Origin of the sequence: Marinobacterium sp. xm-g-59, from assembly GCF_013283315.1 — a bacterium.
Taxonomy (GTDB): domain Bacteria; phylum Pseudomonadota; class Gammaproteobacteria; order Pseudomonadales; family Balneatricaceae; genus Marinobacterium_E.
Map to the genome: position 1 here is coordinate 41,410 of NZ_WBYR01000002.1, position 19,088 is coordinate 60,497.

Consider the following 19,088-nt stretch of genomic DNA (forward strand, 5'->3'; position numbering starts at 1 on the left):
ACTCCCTGTCTTTAAGCTAGTGGAAGTATAACTGATTAAACGACCGGGGTCTGACCTCTATTTTGGAGCTTTCCAAAACATGGAGCTTAACTGGATTGCGGATGACAGGCTAAAGCCAGTCATCCTTCTAAGTTAACTAGCAAGCTTAAAGCAGGGAACGTAACCCGCAAAATCAATCTTCATTCGACGCTGCTCAATGAATCCATTCAACAATTTATCGAGTGCAGTGATCACCTCGGGATCGCCATCTAGGATGAAAGGCCCCTTTTCCGCAACCGCTTTAACAGCAGGCTCTTTAACGTTGCCTGAGACAATACCCGATAGTGCTTTACGAAGTTCTGACGCCAGTTCAGAGATCGGCTGACCTTTGTGAAGATTCAGCGCGGCCATATTGTCGTGTGTCGGTTCAAAAGGCAGTTGCAACTCGTAAGGTATCTGCAGTTGCCAGTTGAAGTGGTAAGCCTCACCGGACTCTTTACGCTGTTCGGTGACTCGGTTGAGACCCTCTTTCATCAATGCAGCCACTTTCGACGGATGATCAATCACAACCTGATACAGCTTGCTGGCCTCTTCACCGAGCGTCGCTTTAACAAACTGATCGATCTGCTCGAAGTAGGCCTCGCTACCTGCAGGGCCTGTAAAGATAAAGGGCATCTCTACATTGCGATTCTGTTCTTGAAGCAAGATGCCAAGCATGTAGAGAATCTCTTCTGCTGTGCCCGCTCCGCCTGGGAATACAATGACGCCATGACCGAGTCGCACAAAAGCTTCTAGGCGTTTCTCAATGTCCGGCATGGTAATCAGTTCAGAGACAATCGGATTGGGCGATTCAGCCGCAATGATGCCGGGTTCAGTAATGCCTATGTATCTTGGGTCGCTAATGCGCTGTTTAGCGTGTGCAATGGTGGCCCCTTTCATTGGACCTTTCATAGCACCCGGGCCACAGCCGGTACAGATATTGAGGCCTCTTAAGCCCAGTTCGTAACCCACTTTTTTGGTGTAGGCGTACTCATGGCGAGCAATAGAGTGACCGCCCCAACAGACCACAATGTTGGGTTTAATGTTGGGTCTTAGCGATTTAGCGTGTCTTAAAATGTGAAATACTGTATTGGTCAGTTTCTCACCTGGCGTTAAGCCCTCACAGACATCATTAAGCTCGTCTACTACATAGACAAGGTCTCGTAACACCGAGAAAAGGTGCTCACGAATACCATCGACCAACTCACCATCCACAAAAGCCGACGCTGGTGCATTGATCAGATCCAGCTGCACACCACGGTGTTTATTGACGATGTGCACATCAAAATCTTGGTATTTCTCAAGCACTTCGGCCGTACAGTCCATCTCACTACCGCAGTTGAGTACCGCCAAAGCGCATTGGCGAAATAGAGGGTATAGCCCAGAATCGCTTCGATCCCGAATACGCTCTACTTCATAGGGTGAGAGCATATCCAAACTCTCAAGAGGTTTGACACTGGCACTGACAAATAGATCGCTCATAACACTCTCCTTCGCGTAATCACGATGTCATTATTTACGTTTATACATGAAGGATAGATGACATTCAGCTAATCGGCAGAACATATTTGCCAAAGGCGAATGCATCGATTAGTTTAAAGTTATCGGTGAGTTTTTCATCGATCCCTCTCTGCTGCAGAAGGAACCGCCAATGAGCGCATCCAAGCTTTATATCCTTGATACCAACGTGCTGTTGCACGACCCCAAGTGTCTTGTCGAATTTAAAGAGCAAGATATTGCCATTCCGATGACCGTGCTTGAAGAGCTCGACGACATCAAAGATCGGAAGAAGAACGTAGCGGCAGAAGCGCGTGCTGCGATTCGCGAAATTGATAAAATTCTGAGCAACGCCAAAGACCCTTCAGAGATTCTAGACGGTGTGCAGATTTTATTGGATGGTAAAGAGCGCGAGATCGTATTTGGTAAGCTCTCCATCTACCCTGATCATGAACTGGCTCATGACAAAGGGTTCTTGCCAGCAGACCACAATAAAGACAACCGAATCATTAACTGCGCCCTTCACTTACAGCGAGTGCTTCCTAAGCGCCAGGTGATTCTGGTCACTAAAGATTTGAATATGCGTCTTAAGGCGATGGGAGCTGGCTTAAAACGCGTTGAGGATTACCGTACCGACCAGCTCGTCTCGGACATCGATCTACTCCCTGCGGGCCATCTTCATTTAGAGACCCCTTTTTGGGAGGGGGTTGATTCCGTTGAAAGCTATCACGAAAACGAGCACACCTGTCACAGAGTAGACCGCGAGGTGCTGCCAGAGACCTACCCTAATGAATATATTTGGGACGACTCGCAGGATTTTGCCGCTAAAACCAGCCGTGTCGAAGGTGACAAGGTCATCCTTCAGGATCTGGGCTACCAAAACCTGATGCAGCAAAACTGCTGGGGCATTTCACCCATCAATATTCAACAAGCCTTTGCCATGGAAGCGATGCTGGATCCTAATATTGATCTAGCCGTTCTGCTTGGGTCCGCCGGTTCGGGTAAAACCTTGGTTGCCCTAGCCAGTGCTCTGGAGTTGGTTATTGAACAGCGTCGCTACAATAAAATTATTGTCACTCGCTCGACGCCACCGGTCGCTGAAGATATCGGCTTTTTACCAGGCACCGAAGAGGAGAAGATGACTCCATGGATGAGTGCGATTAACGATAACTTAGAAGCGATGCACGAACAGGACGAACGCCCGCAAAGCAGTGTTAAGTATGCGATTGAGAAGGCTAACATTCAGTTCAAGTCTCTCAACTTCATACGTGGGCGAAGCATTCAGAACGCCATTGTTTTGATTGATGAAGCCCAAAACCTAACGCCGCAACAGATGAAAACGATCCTGACTCGCTGTGGTAAAAACACCAAGATGGTCTGCCTAGGAAACTTGGCCCAGATTGATTCAAACTACCTAACAGCACTCACGTCGGGCTTAACTTACATTGTTGAACGCTTTAGAGACTATGAGGGCTCTGCCAGCGTTCACTTTGAGGGAATCTTCCGCTCTAAACTGGCCGAATACGCCGAAGAGCATCTCTAAACATCCCGTTTTAGGGTACCAGTGCTGTGACTCCATCTGGGGTCACGGCCACTCTTTGATGACCCTCGCGATTTAGCTGCAGAAGATCAAACGAGCTGATCTTAATCTCCACCACACAGAACCAGTTCTGTTCGACAAATTCCACCAGTGGATCAATTTCTGAACCCGGTGGTAACTTGGTCGTGTAGTCCGCAACCGTCGGCCCCTCTTTGACCCTATCCCAACGTTCATCAATGGCTTCCTTGTCACTCATTAACGTCGCTAACCCTTCAGCTCGTAACTGCTGTTTTAACTGTGGATTCCAGAAGCAGAGTGAGACATTTGGATTATGTTGCAGCTGCAAAATTTTTGGTGATCGGGAGTCACTATAGAAACGCAAAAGCCAGTTATTCGATTCGATCTCTCTTAAGACAACAGAGCGTGATTGCGGTCGACCAGCATCATCCACTGTAGAGAGAGTAAACACCCTCCAAGGGTGCCCTTTTTCCACCAGCGCATCTTCAACAAATCCCCACAATTCAAGGGGTTTTAGACTTTTTAAGTCGATCATTGGATACATCCATCTGAGACATTGGTCTATCTTGAAAAACCGTCCATTTCGCCGAAGTCCAGTAACTACGTGGCTTATAGTTATCTGTCATAGCTGTATAACAAAACAGTTAGGCGATAGAGACTAGAAACCATGATGCGGCGCAATATAATTGGCACCACTGAAATATGGGTGACACATTTATCTGTTACCCACCGCCTCACTTCCAAGGCCTATTTGCCAAAAGCTTATAGGAGATTGAGTCGTAAGGCACATTTGTTCAACACACAGATGGTAGTCGAGTTATGGATTCAGAAGTAGATGTATTGTTAGTTGGCGCAGGAGCGATGAGTACGACGCTTGCCGTTATGCTCCAGGAGCTGGACCCTAATCTGAAAATGATGATGGTCGAACGTCTCAACCACGTGGCTAGCGAAAGCACCGATGGTCTTAATAACGCGGGTACTGGGCACGCAGCCTATTGTGAGTTGAATTACACCCCTCGCCAGGCTGACGGCTCAATTAACTGCAGCAAAGCTTTCTCAATTAACGAATGTTTTGAGATCAGCTTGCAGTTTTGGTCATACCTTGTGAATAAAGGTGCGCTTCCTCATCCTAAGAAGTTCATCAACACAACGCCCCACTGCAGTTTTGTCTGGGGTGAAGATAACGTCGATTTCCTTCGTAAGCGCCACCAAGCACTTTCACAGCACCCTCTTTTTGAGGCGATGGAGTACAGCGAAGATCCTGAGCAAATTCGCGAGTGGATGCCTCTAGTGATGCAAAACCGCGAAGATAACCAGCCGATTGCTGCTACTCGCGTGCGATATGGATCGGACGTTAACTTTGGTGAACTTGCGCGCTTCATGGTCAATTTCCTTGAAGTTAGTGGCAACTTCGAACTCAAACTGTCGTCAACAGTCCAAGATCTTAAACAGGAAGAGGATGGCCGTTGGTGCGTCAAACTGAAACACTCTGCTAAGCCAGACACCTACAAAGTCCGTGCGAAGTTTGTCTTCCTCGGTGCCGGTGGTGGAGCTCTACCTCTGTTGCAAAAATCTGGCATCCCTGAAGGTGAAGGGTACGGCGGCTTCCCAGTTAGTGGTCAGTGGTTGATCTGTAAGAACAAAGAGGTCATCGAGCGTCACCAAGCCAAGGTATACGGCATGGCCCCCATTGGTGCGCCACCCATGTCAGTACCCCACTTGGATACCCGTGTTATCAATGGTGAAAAAGCACTGCTGTTCGGTCCTTTTGCAGGGTTCACTACTAAGTTCCTAAAAAATGGCTCGTTGATGGATCTGCCGATGTCATTGAGCCCAGACAACTTGATGCCAATGATGTCAGTTGCCCGCAACAACATGGATCTGACCAAATATCTAATCAGTGAAGTAATGCAGACGCACGGTTCACGTGTAGAGTCACTTCGCAACTTCTTCCCAGATGCTGAAGAGAACGATTGGGAACTCTCTTACGCCGGTCAGCGTGTCCAAATCATCAAACCGGGCAATGAAACCAAGGGTAAGCTAGAGTTCGGTACAGAGGTGATCTCTGCAGCTGATGGTTCGATAGCGGCACTATTGGGCGCATCACCGGGTGCATCAACGGCAACCAGCACGATGATCTCGATCATCGAAGAGTGCTTTGCTGAGCGCATGCAGAAGTCGAACTGGTCCGAGAAGCTAAAACAGATGATTCCATCCTACGGTGAATCATTGGCGACCAATAGCGATCTTCTTCGTACGGTGCGGGCTAAAACGCTTGAGACACTACAACTGGATGAGAAAAAGGCCTCTCAAGCGGCCTAACTCTTTCTATTTCTGGGACCCCACCGGATTGGTTTATTGGCGTTAAAGGACTACCATTGCGTCAATAAGGAGTCCGGTGTGGTTAAACATTTTTTTGAACATCTTCTCGTACTGACGGTTCGGTTCTATCAACTGTTCATCAGTCCTGTACTGGGTCCGCGCTGTCGATTCTACCCAACCTGCTCTAGCTATATGATCGAAGCGATTCAACTGTACGGCCCCCTCAAAGGCACACTGCTCGGTTTAAAACGCATTGGACGCTGCCATCCAGGGTCTGATGGTGGGATAGATCCGGTTCCAGGCAGTGAGCTTGAGAGCAGTTATCAACAAGAACTTGCCGAACAAAGCTGCGGCTGTTCACACCCTGAGAACAAGGAGCACTGATCGTGTTTTCTACTGCCAGCCTTACAGGCATTGCTCTGCTCTACATGGCTCTTCTGTTTACATTAGCGATTTTTGTTGAGCGTAAGGTAAGGAAACAGTCTGGTCTTAGCTTCCAGGGACCCATCTACGCCCTCTCATTAGCGGTCTTTTTTACCTCTTGGACCTTCTATGGCAGCGTTGGATTCGCGCTCGAGAACGGACTCCAGTTCTTTGCCATCTATATCGGTGCCATTTTAGGTCTACTCTTTGGTGCCAAAGCGATCAAAAAAATGGTTCTGGCCAAAGAGAGTTTTCGTTTAACGTCCATTGCCGATTTCATATCAACGCGTTACAGACGCTCTCAGCGCATTGCCGCTCTGGTGACCATCATTGCGATTCTAGGGCTGCTGCCTTACATCGTTCTTCAGTTGCGTGCGATCAATAGTGCGTTTGATGTACTGACCAACGACTCAGCAACCCAAGGTAGCTGGTCGGCTGCCATCATCACACTGACGCTCGCGTTTATTACGATTCTTTTCGGTGCCCGAAAAATTGATCCGACTGAACGTCACCAGGGCATTATTGCCGTGTTAGCCGCCGAGTGTCTGGTAAAGTTGTTTGCCTTCATTGCCCTGGGTCTGTTTGTCACCTTTGGTCTGTTTGATGGGTTTGACGATCTCCTCAAGCAAGCGGAGCAGGCCAACTTACAGTCGGTTTACAGCTTTGGTGGATCGGACAGTTTCTTAACCTGGGTTGCCCTAATCATACTAGGCGCAGCCGCCATCCTGATGCTGCCAAGACAGTTTCATGTCACGGTCGTTGAAAATCCGGGTACGACACACATCAAGAGCGCCCTGACGCTCTTTCCTATCTACACGCTTGGCATCAACCTATTTGTTATTCCTATCGCACTGGCCGGGCTGTTGCTCGGGCTTCCAAAAAGCTCTGGTGATCAGTTCGTTCTATTGATACCTAAGCTCGCTAATAGTGAGGTGATGGCCCTGGTGGGTTACCTAGGCGGATTCGCCGCCGCCACGGGTATGGTCATCGTTACCCTAATTACCCTAGCGACGATGACATCAAACCACTTGGTGATTCCCATCTGGCGTCGTTTTAAACCGGATCTCAATTTAGGCGCCTCACTGCTCCATCTGCGCTGGATACTCATTCTAGGCATTGCGTTAATTGCCCATCTGTTTGCCAACCAACTCGATGCACCTTACTTGTTAGTTGCATTGGGTTTAATCTCGTTCGCGGCAGTTCTGCAGTTAGCACCCGCTGGGTTAATCGGTCTATTTTGGCGTAAAGGGAATAGTTTAGGCGCAGCACTGGGCTTATTGTCTGGCTTTATTCTCTGGGGCTTCACCTTAGTGCTACCGCCTATGGTTGGTGAGGGCTGGATCGATGCCAGTGTTATGACGAATGGACTGTTTGGCCACTCATGGCTGCGTCCTAATGCACTGTTTGGACTGGAATTTTTACCCCCACTCGCCCACGGCGTATTCTGGTCACTCTTGTTTAACATCACGCTGTATGTGGTTGGCAGTAAACTCTACAAGCCTCGTAAGGTTGAGAGAGCTCAGACAGAAGAGCTGTTTAACGCCACTAACGAGATGTTAACGGACCGATATCGCAATGCCCGCCCCACTGGGCTTGAAGCCTATATTGAGCGTGAGCCGAAAACCCAAGAGGCTGAGCTTCTTCTCAACCGTTTTCTAAGCAGTGATGCGGCGGATCAGGTACTTGGCAGCATTTTGACGGACCTCCAGCTAGGTGCTCGCACTCATTTCACCATTGTCGAATTGATGGAGTTTCATCGACTACTCGAGCAACGATTAGCCGGATCTATCGGTGCAGCAGGTGCACATTCAGCAATTGAAGAGTCTATTCGCTACTCTGATCGAGAATCCGCCGATCTGAAAGCGCTCTTCTCTCACATTGCTAGCGAATTAAAGCTGAGCAGCTCAGAAACCGAAAACAGCCCTCTGTTTGAGTCGCTGCAAGACAATAACGAACAGCTTAACAACGAGCTCGCTAAGCTAAAAAATGCGAACAAGGTATTAGAGGAGAAGGTTGATCGTCAGTACGAAGTGATTCATGGACATCGCTTGGAGATACAGAAGCTAACCCATGAAAACCAGACACTGAAAGCACGATTGGGGCTCTCAACTGATGAGAGTTAGTACCCGCAGGGTAAAGAATCAGAGGAGGCTTTAGGCCTCCTCTTTTTTAAGATGAACATCCATTTGCGGGTAAGGAATGGAGATTCCCTCAGCATCAAAACGCACTTTAATCTCTTCAGTCAGTGCCCAACGGACCTCCCAATAGTCTTCGGTTTTAACCCATGGGCGCACAATGAAATTAACGCTGCTATCGGCCAATTCTGATACCGCAATTTTAGGGGCAGGATCCTCCAAGACTCGACTATCGGCCGTCACAACCTCTGTTAAGATCTGTTTTGCTTTACGCAGATCATTGTCATAACTGATACCAAAGATCATATCGATACGACGTGTCGGTCTACGGTTGTAGTTCGTGATGATCCCTGAATAGATCGAACCATTTGGCACAATCACTTCGCGGTTATCTCCGGTACGCATCACCGTATTAAAAATCGTGATCTCTTCAGCTACGCCGGATATGCCAGCCACTTCGACAAAGTCACCCTCTTTGAATGGGCGGAAGAAGATCAGCAAGACACCCGCAGCAAAGTTTTTCAACGAGTCCTGCAGTGCCAGACCGATTGCCAAACCTGCGGCACCGACCAGAGCGATCAATGAGGTGGTATCAACACCCAATTGACCCAGCGCGGCAACGATAACCAGCAGCGTCAACAGAATGCTGATGACGGAGCGGACAAAGTTGACCAGCATATTGTCCATTGATGTACGGTGCAGCCCTCTCTCAAGCAGTCGGGTTGCAAATTTGACCAACCAACGACCCACCACAAAGATGGCCAAAGCCGTGGCGATATTGATAGACCAAGGGACTAAGTAGGTATCCATAAGAGATTGCAAATCAGGCATAGTTAATCGTCCAAAAGGCTAAATTTAAGCTGCGGGTAAGGTTGATAGTGATAAATTCACCCCCATATCTACACTATAACCTAGGTAAAGCAGTTTCCCATCTATGCGTTCATTTTTTTCTCTATTTGCTCTTCTTATGTCAAGCCCACTCTATGCGGCTGATTACCATATCGCCGATGATGTTCAACTCTTCATGCACAGCGGTCCCTCTTACGAATACCGCATCGTCTCTAGAGTTCGCAGTGGCGATCCCGTTACTCTGTTAGAGCGCGGCAAAGATTACACCAAGATTAAACTGGCCGATGGCAAAGAGGGTTATGTTCTCACTCGCTACCTAGCTGAGGGGCAAAGTAAATTGACAGCTCTACAAACTGAGCTACCGGATCTAAAGCAGCAGGTCGCGTCGCTTAGTGAAGATTTGGCAAAGAGAAACGATCAAATTACCCAACTCGAAACAGAGTTGGCAAGCTACCGCGATGAAGCGACTGACTCGACCACAGAGCTTGTCATCAAAGATAAACGGATTCGCGAACTTGAGTTTCAAGTCGCTAATATGGATCAATCAAACCTAATGCGCTGGTTAACCCATGGCGGACTGATCGCCTTAGCAGGTTTGGTCGTTGGATTGATCCTTCCCCACCTTCCTCGTCGTAAGAAGAGACAGGATGAGTGGTTTTAATTAACAAAAACAGAGAGAAGTGATTATGGAAATGGTTATTCTAGGCGCTCTGTGTATTGCTGCAGCACTGTACATCATCAGCACAAATATTCAGTCTAAAAAGCCTGTTCTGCAGCCGATTCGTATCGAAGAGCGCAGCCAGAAAAAGCGTCGCCGCTAAGCTAAGTCTTCATCGGTAATGGGACGTGGCGTAAAGTCTGCGATCCCATTTTCAATGGTCCATGCACGACGCCCCTGCTCGACACGAATAACACCTTTGAATCGTGCTTGAAGGTAAGGTACGACCTCTTCAAGGGTGTCGATATCACACAAAATCACACCACCACGATCATCTTCAGTCGAAAATAGAAACGATTGCACCGTACACCTCTAATAAACAGTCACGCCAGTCTAACAACTTACTTCTACCACTTTAAGTAGGCGAAGCGATCTTTTATCTCTTGTTTGGCCAATTGATACTCTGGAAAGAAGCGGCTGACCAGGGCCCAAAAGCGTGGACTGTGGTTCATCTCTTTCAAATGACAGAGTTCGTGAATGATTACATAGTCCTGCAGAGTGTGTGAAAGGTGTATCAATCGCCAGTTAAGCGAGATCTCACCGCGACTGGAACACTGCCCCCATTTACTCGTATAGCTGCCTATATTGACGGATGAGGGCTTTAGACCAGTGAAACTCGATAACTGCTCAGAACGTGCAATTAACTGCTGTTGGGCAGCCCCCTTTAGTGAAGATTGAAGCTGGCGTCTGATCGACTGGTCTGTTGAGCGCGCATTGACTTTAACCCTGACGCAACGGCCAGTGTGACAGATTGTTTTCTCTTCGGGTGTTAATTGAGAGACCTTCTCAAGTTGGTAGTTGATGCCATTAACGACCAGAGTCTCTGAATGCAGATCAATGGAGTGCTTACTCAATGCTTTCTGCTGTTGTACTAGCCTAGGAGTGACCCAGGCCTGTTTGCTCAGAACCCATTGCTGAATATCAGCCTCACTAATGAATAGTGGTGCTTTGACAACGACTCTACCCCTGTCGATTTGAATCGACAGAGTTCGACGTCTACTGGATCGCTCTAGGGTATATTCGAACTCAATCAATCTGTGCCATCTTAACTATGCGGGTGTTAGGACAGACTACCGCTTGTACTATAAGAGTCAATAATGACATCGGCCAATTCATTGGCACTCTTCCAAGCTCCTGCCAAACCGGGCTCATTAATCCAGTCTCCACAGGCGCCAATCGAAAGTTCAGCATCCCACAAAGGTTCCGTTAATTGAGCACTCTGCAGAGTTCGACTGTAGAGCCAACGGTGAATTTTTGAGGCGCTAGGCTCTATCGATTCACCCAGCCAATCAGACAATAAGCCCTCTATTTTTTTCAGCAGAGCCCCCCGATCATCATCAATGTGTGATTCGCTCCAAGATTCACGCATTTCAACTCGAACCAACAGCCCCTCTCGGCCAGGTTTGTCACTCTCGACCACGATACGGTAGAACTCTGGATGCTCTCCCTCAATCACAGAGACTCCGTCTAAGCGCGATGGTCGCGTCTCTAACTGAAACAGTGCAATCCAATTGGCTGAGGTTGCTGCTTGCTCAGCGCGATGAGCAAAGCGTGGTGAGGTTTCAAGAAGTGGCACCGCCTGTGGCGCGGGCGCGGCAACAACTACCGCATCAAAATAGTCGATCAGTTCACCTTGATCATCTCGAATCAGTACACCCTGCTTATCGCTCCACACGACACCTATACGGGTTTCAGTGTGGAGAGTAGTACCTTTGAGAAGTTCACGAGTAAACAGACTGTTACGACCCGCGCCGATCTTGTACTCAACGGACTCATGTTGTGTGAGGCTAAAATCCGAGCGCGTGGTACTCCAGGTCTCAATCACACCGGTGTCGACATAGGCATTTAAGAAACGCTCAAACTCGCTGGAACAGCCATCTAGATAGGGAGCACCTAGATCAGCAGAGAGTTGACCCACGCGAGAAGAGGCTAAACGCCCACCCGTTCCTCGTGATTTCTCAAACAGATCAACAGTAAAACCTGAAGTGGTCAATCTATTGGCGAGTGTAGCACCGGCTAAACCAGCGCCGATAATAGCTATCCTTGGCATATTGATCCTATGAATTGGGCTCTACCGCAATGGCCTTTTCAACGGTATTAATGAAGCCTCTGTTTTCGGGCGATGTGACACTTGAGTAGACATCAATGACTTTACCATCACGGCCAATCAGGTACTTGTAGAAATTCCATTTCGGGGCGGTTCCTGTCGCAGCAATCAAATCCGCCCATAGAGGGCTCGCTTGATCCCCACGAACCACTGACTTCTCAAACATCGGGAACTTAACACCGTAAGTTAAACGACAAAACTCTCTGATCTGCCCCTCCTCACGATACTCCTGATTGGCGAAATCACCGCTAGGGAAACCTAACACTGCAAAGCCTTGGTCTTTGTACTTAGCATGCATCGCTTCAAGACCTTCATACTGCCCGGTAAAACCACACTTACTGGCTGTATTGACGATCAAGACCACTTTGTCTTTGTACTCTTCGCAGAGGTTGACCTCTTTTTCACCGGCTAGCTCACGAACGGTATGATTCAGCACGTTAGTGCAAGTATCAGCTGAGGCTGTTTTAAAGCCAAAAACGGCTGCCAGTAGGGTTAATATTTTCATAAGCTTCATTGTGCGCCTCGGTGTTGATTTTTACTTCAATATTTACGCTCAGATAGAGGTTTCGGATGACCGATACAGAGGATGACAGGTTGAAACCTGTTAAGTACACGGATGTGCTGTATGCGGTAATTGCAGGAGCAAATTACTGTCACCGGTGCTTTGAACTATCTACGGAGTAACCGTGACTGGCTTCAGCCTGTCATCGGCTCTTAGTCATCGGTGATTTACCCTACAACCTGCCCTTGTAGTTTGTTAGCATAGTCGCCTACATTCACGGAGCACTGCGATTCACTAATGGTCTGCATCTCCAATATAAGGAGAGAAAGATGCAAATCGCTGACAAAACTGTTGTCTCTATTCACTACACTCTTACCAATGCTCTGGGCGAGACGATTGATAGCTCTGTAGGACAGGATCCTCTTGTCTACCTACAAGGTGCTCAAAACATCATTCCCGGTCTAGAAAACGCCCTAACTGGTAAAGCGGTTGGTGATGCACTTCAGGTTACCGTTGAACCGGCTGAAGGCTATGGCGAGATTCGTGATGAATTGATCCAAGAAGTTGATCGCAGCGCGTTCCAAGGCGTTGATGATATCGATGTTGGCATGCAGTTTATGGCTCAAACACCTTGGGGGGAGCAGCCTGTAACCGTTGTTAAAGTTGAAGGCGACCAGATCACTCTTGATGGCAACCACCAGCTTGCTGGTGAAACGCTCAACTTTGATGTTGAAGTGGTTGAAGTACGTGAAGCAACCGCTGAAGAAGTTGAGCACGGTCATGTTCATGGAGCTGGCGGTCACCACCACTAATCCACCATCGATCTAACATTAAAAAAGCCGAGTTAAGTAACTCGGCTTTTTTGTGATTGTTGCAAGGGAACCTGCGAACAAGTCCATAGTATCTCAGCGAGACCTGAAATGTGCAGATACAAGGCGCTTCTCGCCGCTAATGGCCGTAGCCCTTAGCAAGAGGAGCAACGCCGTAGATGCATATTGCAGGCCACGCCCTTGGGGGCTTACAGTCAAATCCACCCTCTGTGTTGCGCTTTCTTGACTTAGCCCGCTAGGCCTTCGAAACCACGCCTTGATGATGAATTCGACTGTAAGCCTGAGATGCCATGGACTTATTCGCAGGTTCCCTAGAGCAACGGGATCAATCGCTTATTTGCGATCATCCGAAGTGGCTTCGATACGGTGAATACTTAGATCCGCACCACGGAACTCGTCCTCTTCATCCAGACGGATGCCCGCTACTGCATTCACAATACCGTAAACCAGGAAGCCACCGATCAAGGCCACTGCGATACCTGCAAGAGTACCCACAACCTGAGCACCTAGGCTTACGCCACCAAGACCGCCTAGTGCTTCGCTACCGAAGATACCTGCTGCAATACCACCCCAGGCGCCACATAGACCGTGTAGAGGCCATACACCCAGTACGTCATCGATCTTCCACTTATTCTGAGCCAGTGTGAACAGCCAAACAAATAGTGCACCGGCAATACCACCTACAAACAGCGAGCCCATTGGGTGTAGAACGTCAGAACCAGCACAGATCGCAACAAGACCCGCAAGCGGACCGTTGTGAATGAAGCCTGGGTCGTTCTTACCAAGAAGGGTCGCAACGATGATGCCGCCGACCATTGCCATCAAGCTGTTGACTGCAACCAGACCAGAGATACCGTCCAGTGTTTGAGCCGACATCACGTTGAAGCCGAACCAACCGATACATAGGATCCATGCACCTAGAGCGAGGAATGGAATGTTTGATGGTGGGAACGCCACAACACGATCGTTACGGTAACGACCTTTACGTGAACCTAGAACCAAAACAGCCGCTAGGCCGATCCAACCACCGACACCGTGGACTACGACAGAACCAGCGAAGTCGTGGAAGCCTGCACCAAAGGTCTCTTCAAGCCAGCCCTGGAAACCGAAGTTACCGTTCCAGATGATGCCCTCGAAGAACGGGTAGACTAGACCCACACAGAGTGCAGCTGCGATAAGCATTGGGTAGAAGCGAGCACGCTCAGCCACACCACCCGAGATAATTGCAGGAATCGCTGCCGCAAAGGTCATTAGGAAGAAGAATTTCACCAACTCATAGCCGTTACCTTCCGCTAAAGTGGCTGCATCGGCAAAGAAGGTGACGTCGTAGGCAATCCAGTAGCCAACAAAGAAGTAGACCACTGCAGAGAAACCGAAGTCGGTCATGATCTTAACCAGTGCGTTGACCTGGTTTTTATGACGGACAGTACCTACCTCAAGGAATGCGAAGCCAGCATGCATCGCGAATACCATGATGGCACCCATCAAAATGAATAGTGTATTGGAACTTTGTACCAGTGTTTCAACGGCACTGTTGATCGTTTCCACCCTTAATCTCCTCAAATTGCTTAGAAATGCACATATAGGGTGCAGCTCTATATTTCATGCACACTTTTGGTGCATTTAATGACTATGCGATGAGTTTTAGACGGCTTAATAAAAAAAGATAAAATGTTTTTTCTATCTACTTTCAATAACTTAAAAACTAATCACTCACTTTCAGCAAACTCCGTGCTGCAAGACTGTGCATTAGTTAGCAAGTAACGTACCAACTTTGGGCATTAAACGAATTTTATGCCTTATGGCGGATCTCAAAGCTGTAGTGAATCTTCGAGTTACGTTTGAAATCAGGATCAATCGTACGATGAGAAGTATCCACAATCTCAAAAGCGTCGAGCTGCTCGTAGTCCAACTTAAAGCGGCGATAGTTATTTGAAAAGATCAGAAGCCCACCGGGTTCAAGCAACGCCATTGCCCCTTTAATCAGCATAACGTGGTCACGCTGCACATCTAGGATGTCAGACATTCTCTTAGAGTTAGAGAAGGTGGGTGGATCCATAAAGATGAGATCGAAGGTCTCTGAACGAGGGCGATCAAGCCACTGAATACAGTCCGCTTGAACAAAATCAGCACGTTTAGCGTCAAGTTTGTTCAGTTCAAAATTGCGTCGGGCCCAATCGAGGTAGGTTGCCGACATATCGACACTGGTCGTGCTGATCGCACCACCGGCAGCCGCATGGACACTGGCGGTAGCGGTGTAACAGAAAAGATTTAGGAAACGTTTACCCTTAGCGAGAGACTGAATCTGTTGCCTAACAGGACGATGGTCTAGGAAAAGACCTGTATCTAGGTAATCTCTTAGGTTGACCTCGAACAGACAGCCATGCTCTTGTACTGTCAGCGTCTCACCCTGTTCGGTCTGTCGTTGATACTGATCGCTGCCCTGCTGACGCTTGCGTTGTTTCAATACAATCGAGTCTGTGCCCAAAGCAAACACTCTTCCTACAACGGCCATCACATCTTGAAGTCGCTTAAAGGCCTTTACAGGATCGACTTTCGCAGGCGGCGCATACTCCTGAACCACAATCTGATCAGCGTATCGATCGATTGCGACCGCGTACTCTGGCAAATCAGCGTCATAGACTCGGTATGCCTCGATTGACTCACGTTTCACCCACTTAGAGAGCTGTTTAAGGTTTTTCTTAAGTCGGTTCTCTAACATCAGCGCCCCTTCAGACAGGGGTGCACTATCTTGGTGCACAACATCCGAATCGGAATCTGCACTGTTTTGCGGCACACCCTCCTGCGGGTAGACGGTAAATAGCAGTAATTGACTGGGCAGTGCGCCATTAAAGAGCTTGTAGAGCTTGTCTGCACGCAGACCCATCACCTTGCCAAGCTCAGGGTTCGAAGTAAACACCCCCACACGCCAGTGATGCGCTTGGGCTTTTAAGAAATCACCCAGCTGGCTATACAAAAATCTTAGGCTTGAACGATCACCCAATCGTTCACCATAAGGGGGGTTAGTAATTAACAACCCTTTATCTTCTGGCGAAGGAAGTGACAAGCTAGCCAGATCACAACGTTCAAAATGGACGAGTGACTCGACACCTAAGGCTTGAGCGTTGTTGTTTGCACGCTGCAGAACATTTGAATCGGCATCAAAACCAGTTAGACGAGGGTAACCCTCTCTGTTTAGCCCTGCTTCACGGCGCTGTTTTGCATCTTGGTAGATCTCTTGCCAGATAGACGGCTGGTGTTGGCACCAACGATCAAAGCCCCAGCGACGACGTAACAGACCCGGCGCAATATCCGCCATCATCAATGCAGCTTCAGTGATTAAGGTTCCAGAACCACACATAGGATCAACTAGCTGTTTAAAGTCACCTTGATTGGGCCAACCCGCACGCATCAATAGCGCTACTGCAAGGTTCTCTTTAAGCGGCGCAGCACCGGTTTGAAGTCGGTATCCACGGCGGTGCAGACTCTCACCGGACAGATCAATTGCTACCTGAGCTGTCGTTCTGCGCAGATGAACGTTGATGCGCAGATCAGGGTACTGTTTGGCAACGGAGGGACGACTGCCGGTCTCTTCACGAACGGAGTCAACAATCGCATCTTTCACTTTAAGAGCGCCAAAATGGGTGTTATTGATCGACTCATTACGGCCGTTAAAATCAACGGCCAAAGTCCCCTCAGCCCGGATGTGCTCCAGCCAATTAATCGACTTAATATCGTTATAGAGTGCTTCTGTCGAAGTCGCATCAGCCTCTTTCAATAGCAACAGTACTCTGTTTGCAAGACGTGACCACAAACAGATCGTGTAGGCTGTGGCGAGATCACCCTCTACCTGAACCCCTGCTTGAGTCTCTTTTAACCCCTCTATACCGATCGACTTCAACTCGGCTAGCAGTAAAGACTCAACGCCCTTGGGGCAGGTAACGAATAATTTCATTTCAACACTCAATTTGGTTAACGCCGAATGAAATGAAAAATTTTCATCCGCTATATTGGCCCTATTTTAAAGCATTACGCTTCATCTGTAAGTCACTGATTCAGCCGACTTTGCTGCTGACGCGAAAAGGTTAAACCTATTAGAAGGTGAATTTAAATTGAGCAATACAATTACTTAAAATTGCCAATCTGGTCTATTACTAGGTTGTGACTACCAATTGTTGTCGCCAAAACATCACTGCGAAAGCAGATACTCACTCAATACGAGGCGTATATATGAAAAGACAGAAACGAGAACGTAGCAATTCACTATACAAACGCGGTTTTACTGCCGGACTGGAGGGTAAATCACAGTCAGATTGTCCGGTATCAACGACAGACTTACGCAGCCACTGGATGACAGGATGGCGCGAAGGGCGAGAAGCCCACTGGAATGGCCAATCAGGTGTTTCAGCGATACAGGTCAATCCAAGTTATCACTAACAACATTTAATCAAGTAAGGCTCCTAATGATACCCATAGGAGCCTTTTTCGTTTTAAGATCCTCTCTTCACAGTTAAACACCAATGTTAAGCAGGGCTAATGGAACAGATTTACTTTGCTGGGGGCTGCCTATGGGGTGTCCAAGAGTTCATGCGGCATGTTCCTGGCGTCATCTCCACGCAAGCAGGTCGAGCCAATGGCACGTCTAACAGGACAGACGTTGAGTATGATGGCTATGCGGAGTGTGTACAGATCGACTTCGACCCTGAACAGATAGCCCTAGTCGAGCTGATAGAGTGCTTGTTTGAAATAATCGACCCCTACAGCATCAACCAACAAGGCCAAGATGTTGGGCCTAAATACAGAACAGGGATCTACAGTCGAGAACGCAAACACTTGGACGAGGCAAAACGAATTCTGAAAAGCCGCGAAGATTATAAACAGCTGGCTATTGAGGTACTCCCCCTATCCAACTACGTCAAAAGTGATGACGAGCACCAGGACCGACTGACACGTCATCCAGAGGATCATAGTTTCTGCCACATCCCGCTAGCACTGCTCTATAAATACAAAAAAGCCGCTAATCGATAGCGGCTATTCAGTGTCAAAGCGTTGAGCTTAACGGTGTCCTAATAAACGACGATCACGAATCGCTTCAGCCGCTTCAGTGATCAGTTTAGGACCACGGTAGATAAAACCTGTGTAGACCTGAACCAAACTAGCACCCGCCTCGATCTTCTCGACAGCGTCAAAACCTTCAGTGATACCACCAGCACCTATGATAGGCAAAGCACCATCCAACTCACGCGCCAAGATTTGGATCGCACGAGTCGATAGGTTGCGAACTGGAGCACCGCTCAAACCACCCGCCTCTTTGGCAAATTCAGAGCTCTCTACACCACCTCGTTCAATGGTGGTATTGGTCGCAATCACCCCATCCATCTCGTAGGTTTTAAGTAGATTAGCAGTTGTTACAAAACCCTCTTCATCCATGTCGGGCGCAATTTTGATCGCGATCGGGACGTATTTGCCGTGAATACCTGCCAAGCGGGCCTGTTCATTCTTCAGCATGTCCAAAAGCAAGTTGAGACTATCACCCTGCTGAAGGTCACGAAGACCAGGCGTGTTTGGTGAAGAGATATTAACCGTTATGTAAGTAGCGTAGGGATACACCTTACGCAAACAGATTAGGTAATCATCGGCCGCATTTTCATTAGGGGTATCTTTGTTCTTACCAATGTTGATACCCAGTACGCCTTTAAAGTTCGACGCCTCAACATTCTCGATCAGTCGATCTACACCCAGGTTATTAAACCCCATGCGATTGATGATCGCGCTGTGCTCAGGTATGCGGAATAGACGGGGTTTAGGGTTGCCCGGTTGAGGACGAGGAGTCACGGTACCGACTTCAACAAAACCAAAACCCATAGCCGCCAAACCGTTAATAGCACCCGCATTCTTGTCCAGACCAGCCGCCAATCCAACGGGGTTTGGAAAACGAATGCCCATGACTTCTGTTGGTGCTTCCACCATTTTCGCACCAAGAAGCTTCGGCATACCCAGATCGGCAGCCAAGTTCATACTGCTCAGTGCAAGGTCGTGAGACTTCTCAGCATCTAAGCGAAACATCAAAGAGCGGGCTAGGTCGTATAACATGATTATCCAATCGAAATTTTAGTTGGGCGAATTATA

At 48.3% G+C, this 19,088-nt stretch carries 19 protein-coding genes; 9 read left to right on the forward strand and 10 right to left on the reverse strand.

Going from position 1 to position 19,088, the window contains the following annotated elements; all coding sequences use genetic code 11:
* Positions 1-132: 132 nt before the first annotated feature.
* The gene (gene ppnN, locus XMG59_RS02610) at positions 133-1,500 is read right to left on the reverse strand and encodes a nucleotide 5'-monophosphate nucleosidase PpnN (protein WP_173480597.1); all 1,368 of its coding nucleotides are present in this window, start codon (positions 1,498-1,500) and stop codon (positions 133-135) included.
* 169 nt (positions 1,501-1,669) lie between these two features.
* On the opposite strand from ppnN, the gene XMG59_RS02615 reads away from it, so the two are divergent.
* Positions 1,670-3,058, forward strand: a complete 1,389-nt coding sequence (locus tag XMG59_RS02615; protein ID WP_173480596.1) for a PhoH family protein — start codon at positions 1,670-1,672, stop codon at positions 3,056-3,058.
* 10 nt (positions 3,059-3,068) lie between these two features.
* Here the strand turns inward: XMG59_RS02615 and XMG59_RS02620 are convergent, their stop codons facing one another.
* Positions 3,069-3,608 (reverse strand): pyridoxamine 5'-phosphate oxidase family protein, encoded by a 540-nt coding sequence (locus XMG59_RS02620; protein WP_173480595.1) that lies wholly within the window; start codon positions 3,606-3,608, stop codon positions 3,069-3,071.
* A 284-nt stretch (positions 3,609-3,892) separates the two neighbouring features.
* Between XMG59_RS02620 and mqo the strand changes: the two genes are divergently transcribed.
* From mqo to XMG59_RS02635, 3 genes are all read left to right on the forward strand, one after another.
* Positions 3,893-5,395 (forward strand): malate dehydrogenase (quinone), encoded by a 1,503-nt coding sequence (mqo, locus tag XMG59_RS02625; protein WP_173480594.1) that lies wholly within the window; start codon positions 3,893-3,895, stop codon positions 5,393-5,395.
* A gap of 78 nt (positions 5,396-5,473) precedes the next feature.
* The gene (gene yidD / locus XMG59_RS02630) at positions 5,474-5,779 is read left to right on the forward strand and encodes a membrane protein insertion efficiency factor YidD (protein WP_371731412.1); all 306 of its coding nucleotides are present in this window, start codon (positions 5,474-5,476) and stop codon (positions 5,777-5,779) included.
* Positions 5,780-5,781: 2 nt separating this feature from the next.
* Positions 5,782-7,941 (forward strand): hypothetical protein, encoded by a 2,160-nt coding sequence (locus XMG59_RS02635; protein ID WP_371743720.1) that lies wholly within the window; start codon positions 5,782-5,784, stop codon positions 7,939-7,941.
* A 30-nt stretch (positions 7,942-7,971) separates the two neighbouring features.
* Here XMG59_RS02635 and XMG59_RS02640 read toward each other — a convergent pair whose 3' ends face one another.
* A complete protein-coding gene (locus tag XMG59_RS02640; protein WP_173498169.1) occupies positions 7,972-8,784 on the reverse strand; it encodes a mechanosensitive ion channel family protein in 813 nt (270 codons plus the stop codon).
* Between the two features lie 103 nt (positions 8,785-8,887).
* Between XMG59_RS02640 and XMG59_RS02645 the strand changes: the two genes are divergently transcribed.
* Positions 8,888-9,463 carry a TIGR04211 family SH3 domain-containing protein gene (locus tag XMG59_RS02645; RefSeq protein ID WP_173498170.1) on the forward strand — a complete coding sequence of 192 codons (576 nt, stop codon included), beginning with the start codon at positions 8,888-8,890 and terminating at the stop codon, positions 9,461-9,463.
* A 25-nt stretch (positions 9,464-9,488) separates the two neighbouring features.
* Positions 9,489-9,623 (forward strand): hypothetical protein, encoded by a 135-nt coding sequence (locus tag XMG59_RS12165; RefSeq protein WP_256368146.1) that lies wholly within the window; start codon positions 9,489-9,491, stop codon positions 9,621-9,623.
* Here XMG59_RS12165 and XMG59_RS02650 read toward each other — a convergent pair.
* Genes XMG59_RS02650 through XMG59_RS02665 form a run of 4 tightly spaced genes read right to left on the reverse strand, consistent with a single transcriptional unit; the run spans position 9,620 to position 12,141 of the window.
* Positions 9,620-9,823, reverse strand: a complete 204-nt coding sequence (locus XMG59_RS02650) for a hypothetical protein (RefSeq protein ID WP_173480590.1) — start codon at positions 9,821-9,823, stop codon at positions 9,620-9,622. The genes XMG59_RS12165 and XMG59_RS02650 overlap by 4 nt on opposite strands.
* Before the next feature lie 44 nt (positions 9,824-9,867).
* A complete protein-coding gene (locus tag XMG59_RS02655; RefSeq protein WP_173498171.1) occupies positions 9,868-10,554 on the reverse strand; it encodes a M48 family metallopeptidase in 687 nt (228 codons plus the stop codon).
* 26 nt (positions 10,555-10,580) lie between these two features.
* Positions 10,581-11,570, reverse strand: a complete 990-nt coding sequence (locus XMG59_RS02660) for an NAD(P)/FAD-dependent oxidoreductase (RefSeq protein WP_173480588.1) — start codon at positions 11,568-11,570, stop codon at positions 10,581-10,583.
* 7 nt (positions 11,571-11,577) lie between these two features.
* Complete coding sequence (locus tag XMG59_RS02665) at positions 11,578-12,141, reverse strand: glutathione peroxidase (protein ID WP_173480587.1); 564 nt, start codon at positions 12,139-12,141, stop codon at positions 11,578-11,580.
* Between the two features lie 317 nt (positions 12,142-12,458).
* Here XMG59_RS02665 and XMG59_RS02670 point away from each other — a divergent pair, with 317 nt between their 5' ends.
* Positions 12,459-12,941, forward strand: a complete 483-nt coding sequence (locus tag XMG59_RS02670) for a peptidylprolyl isomerase (RefSeq protein ID WP_173480586.1) — start codon at positions 12,459-12,461, stop codon at positions 12,939-12,941.
* Between the two features lie 351 nt (positions 12,942-13,292).
* Here the strand turns inward: XMG59_RS02670 and XMG59_RS02675 are convergent, their stop codons facing one another.
* Both XMG59_RS02675 and rlmKL read right to left on the reverse strand, forming a co-directional pair.
* Positions 13,293-14,507, reverse strand: coding sequence for an ammonium transporter (locus XMG59_RS02675; RefSeq protein ID WP_173498172.1), 1,215 nt, complete (start codon positions 14,505-14,507; stop codon positions 13,293-13,295).
* Positions 14,508-14,751: 244 nt separating this feature from the next.
* Positions 14,752-16,914 carry a bifunctional 23S rRNA (guanine(2069)-N(7))-methyltransferase RlmK/23S rRNA (guanine(2445)-N(2))-methyltransferase RlmL gene (rlmKL, locus tag XMG59_RS02680; protein ID WP_173483284.1) on the reverse strand — a complete coding sequence of 721 codons (2,163 nt, stop codon included), beginning with the start codon at positions 16,912-16,914 and terminating at the stop codon, positions 14,752-14,754.
* A gap of 275 nt (positions 16,915-17,189) precedes the next feature.
* Here rlmKL and rmf point away from each other — a divergent pair, with 275 nt between their 5' ends.
* Both rmf and XMG59_RS02690 read left to right on the forward strand, forming a co-directional pair.
* The gene (gene rmf, locus XMG59_RS02685) at positions 17,190-17,396 is read left to right on the forward strand and encodes a ribosome modulation factor (protein ID WP_173480583.1); all 207 of its coding nucleotides are present in this window, start codon (positions 17,190-17,192) and stop codon (positions 17,394-17,396) included.
* Between the two features lie 99 nt (positions 17,397-17,495).
* Positions 17,496-17,987 carry a peptide-methionine (S)-S-oxide reductase gene (locus XMG59_RS02690; RefSeq protein ID WP_173484654.1) on the forward strand — a complete coding sequence of 164 codons (492 nt, stop codon included), beginning with the start codon at positions 17,496-17,498 and terminating at the stop codon, positions 17,985-17,987.
* Between the two features lie 27 nt (positions 17,988-18,014).
* On the opposite strand, the gene XMG59_RS02695 is transcribed toward XMG59_RS02690, so the two are convergent.
* Positions 18,015-19,052, reverse strand: coding sequence for a quinone-dependent dihydroorotate dehydrogenase (locus XMG59_RS02695; RefSeq protein WP_173483286.1), 1,038 nt, complete (start codon positions 19,050-19,052; stop codon positions 18,015-18,017).
* Positions 19,053-19,088 lie beyond the last annotated feature (36 nt).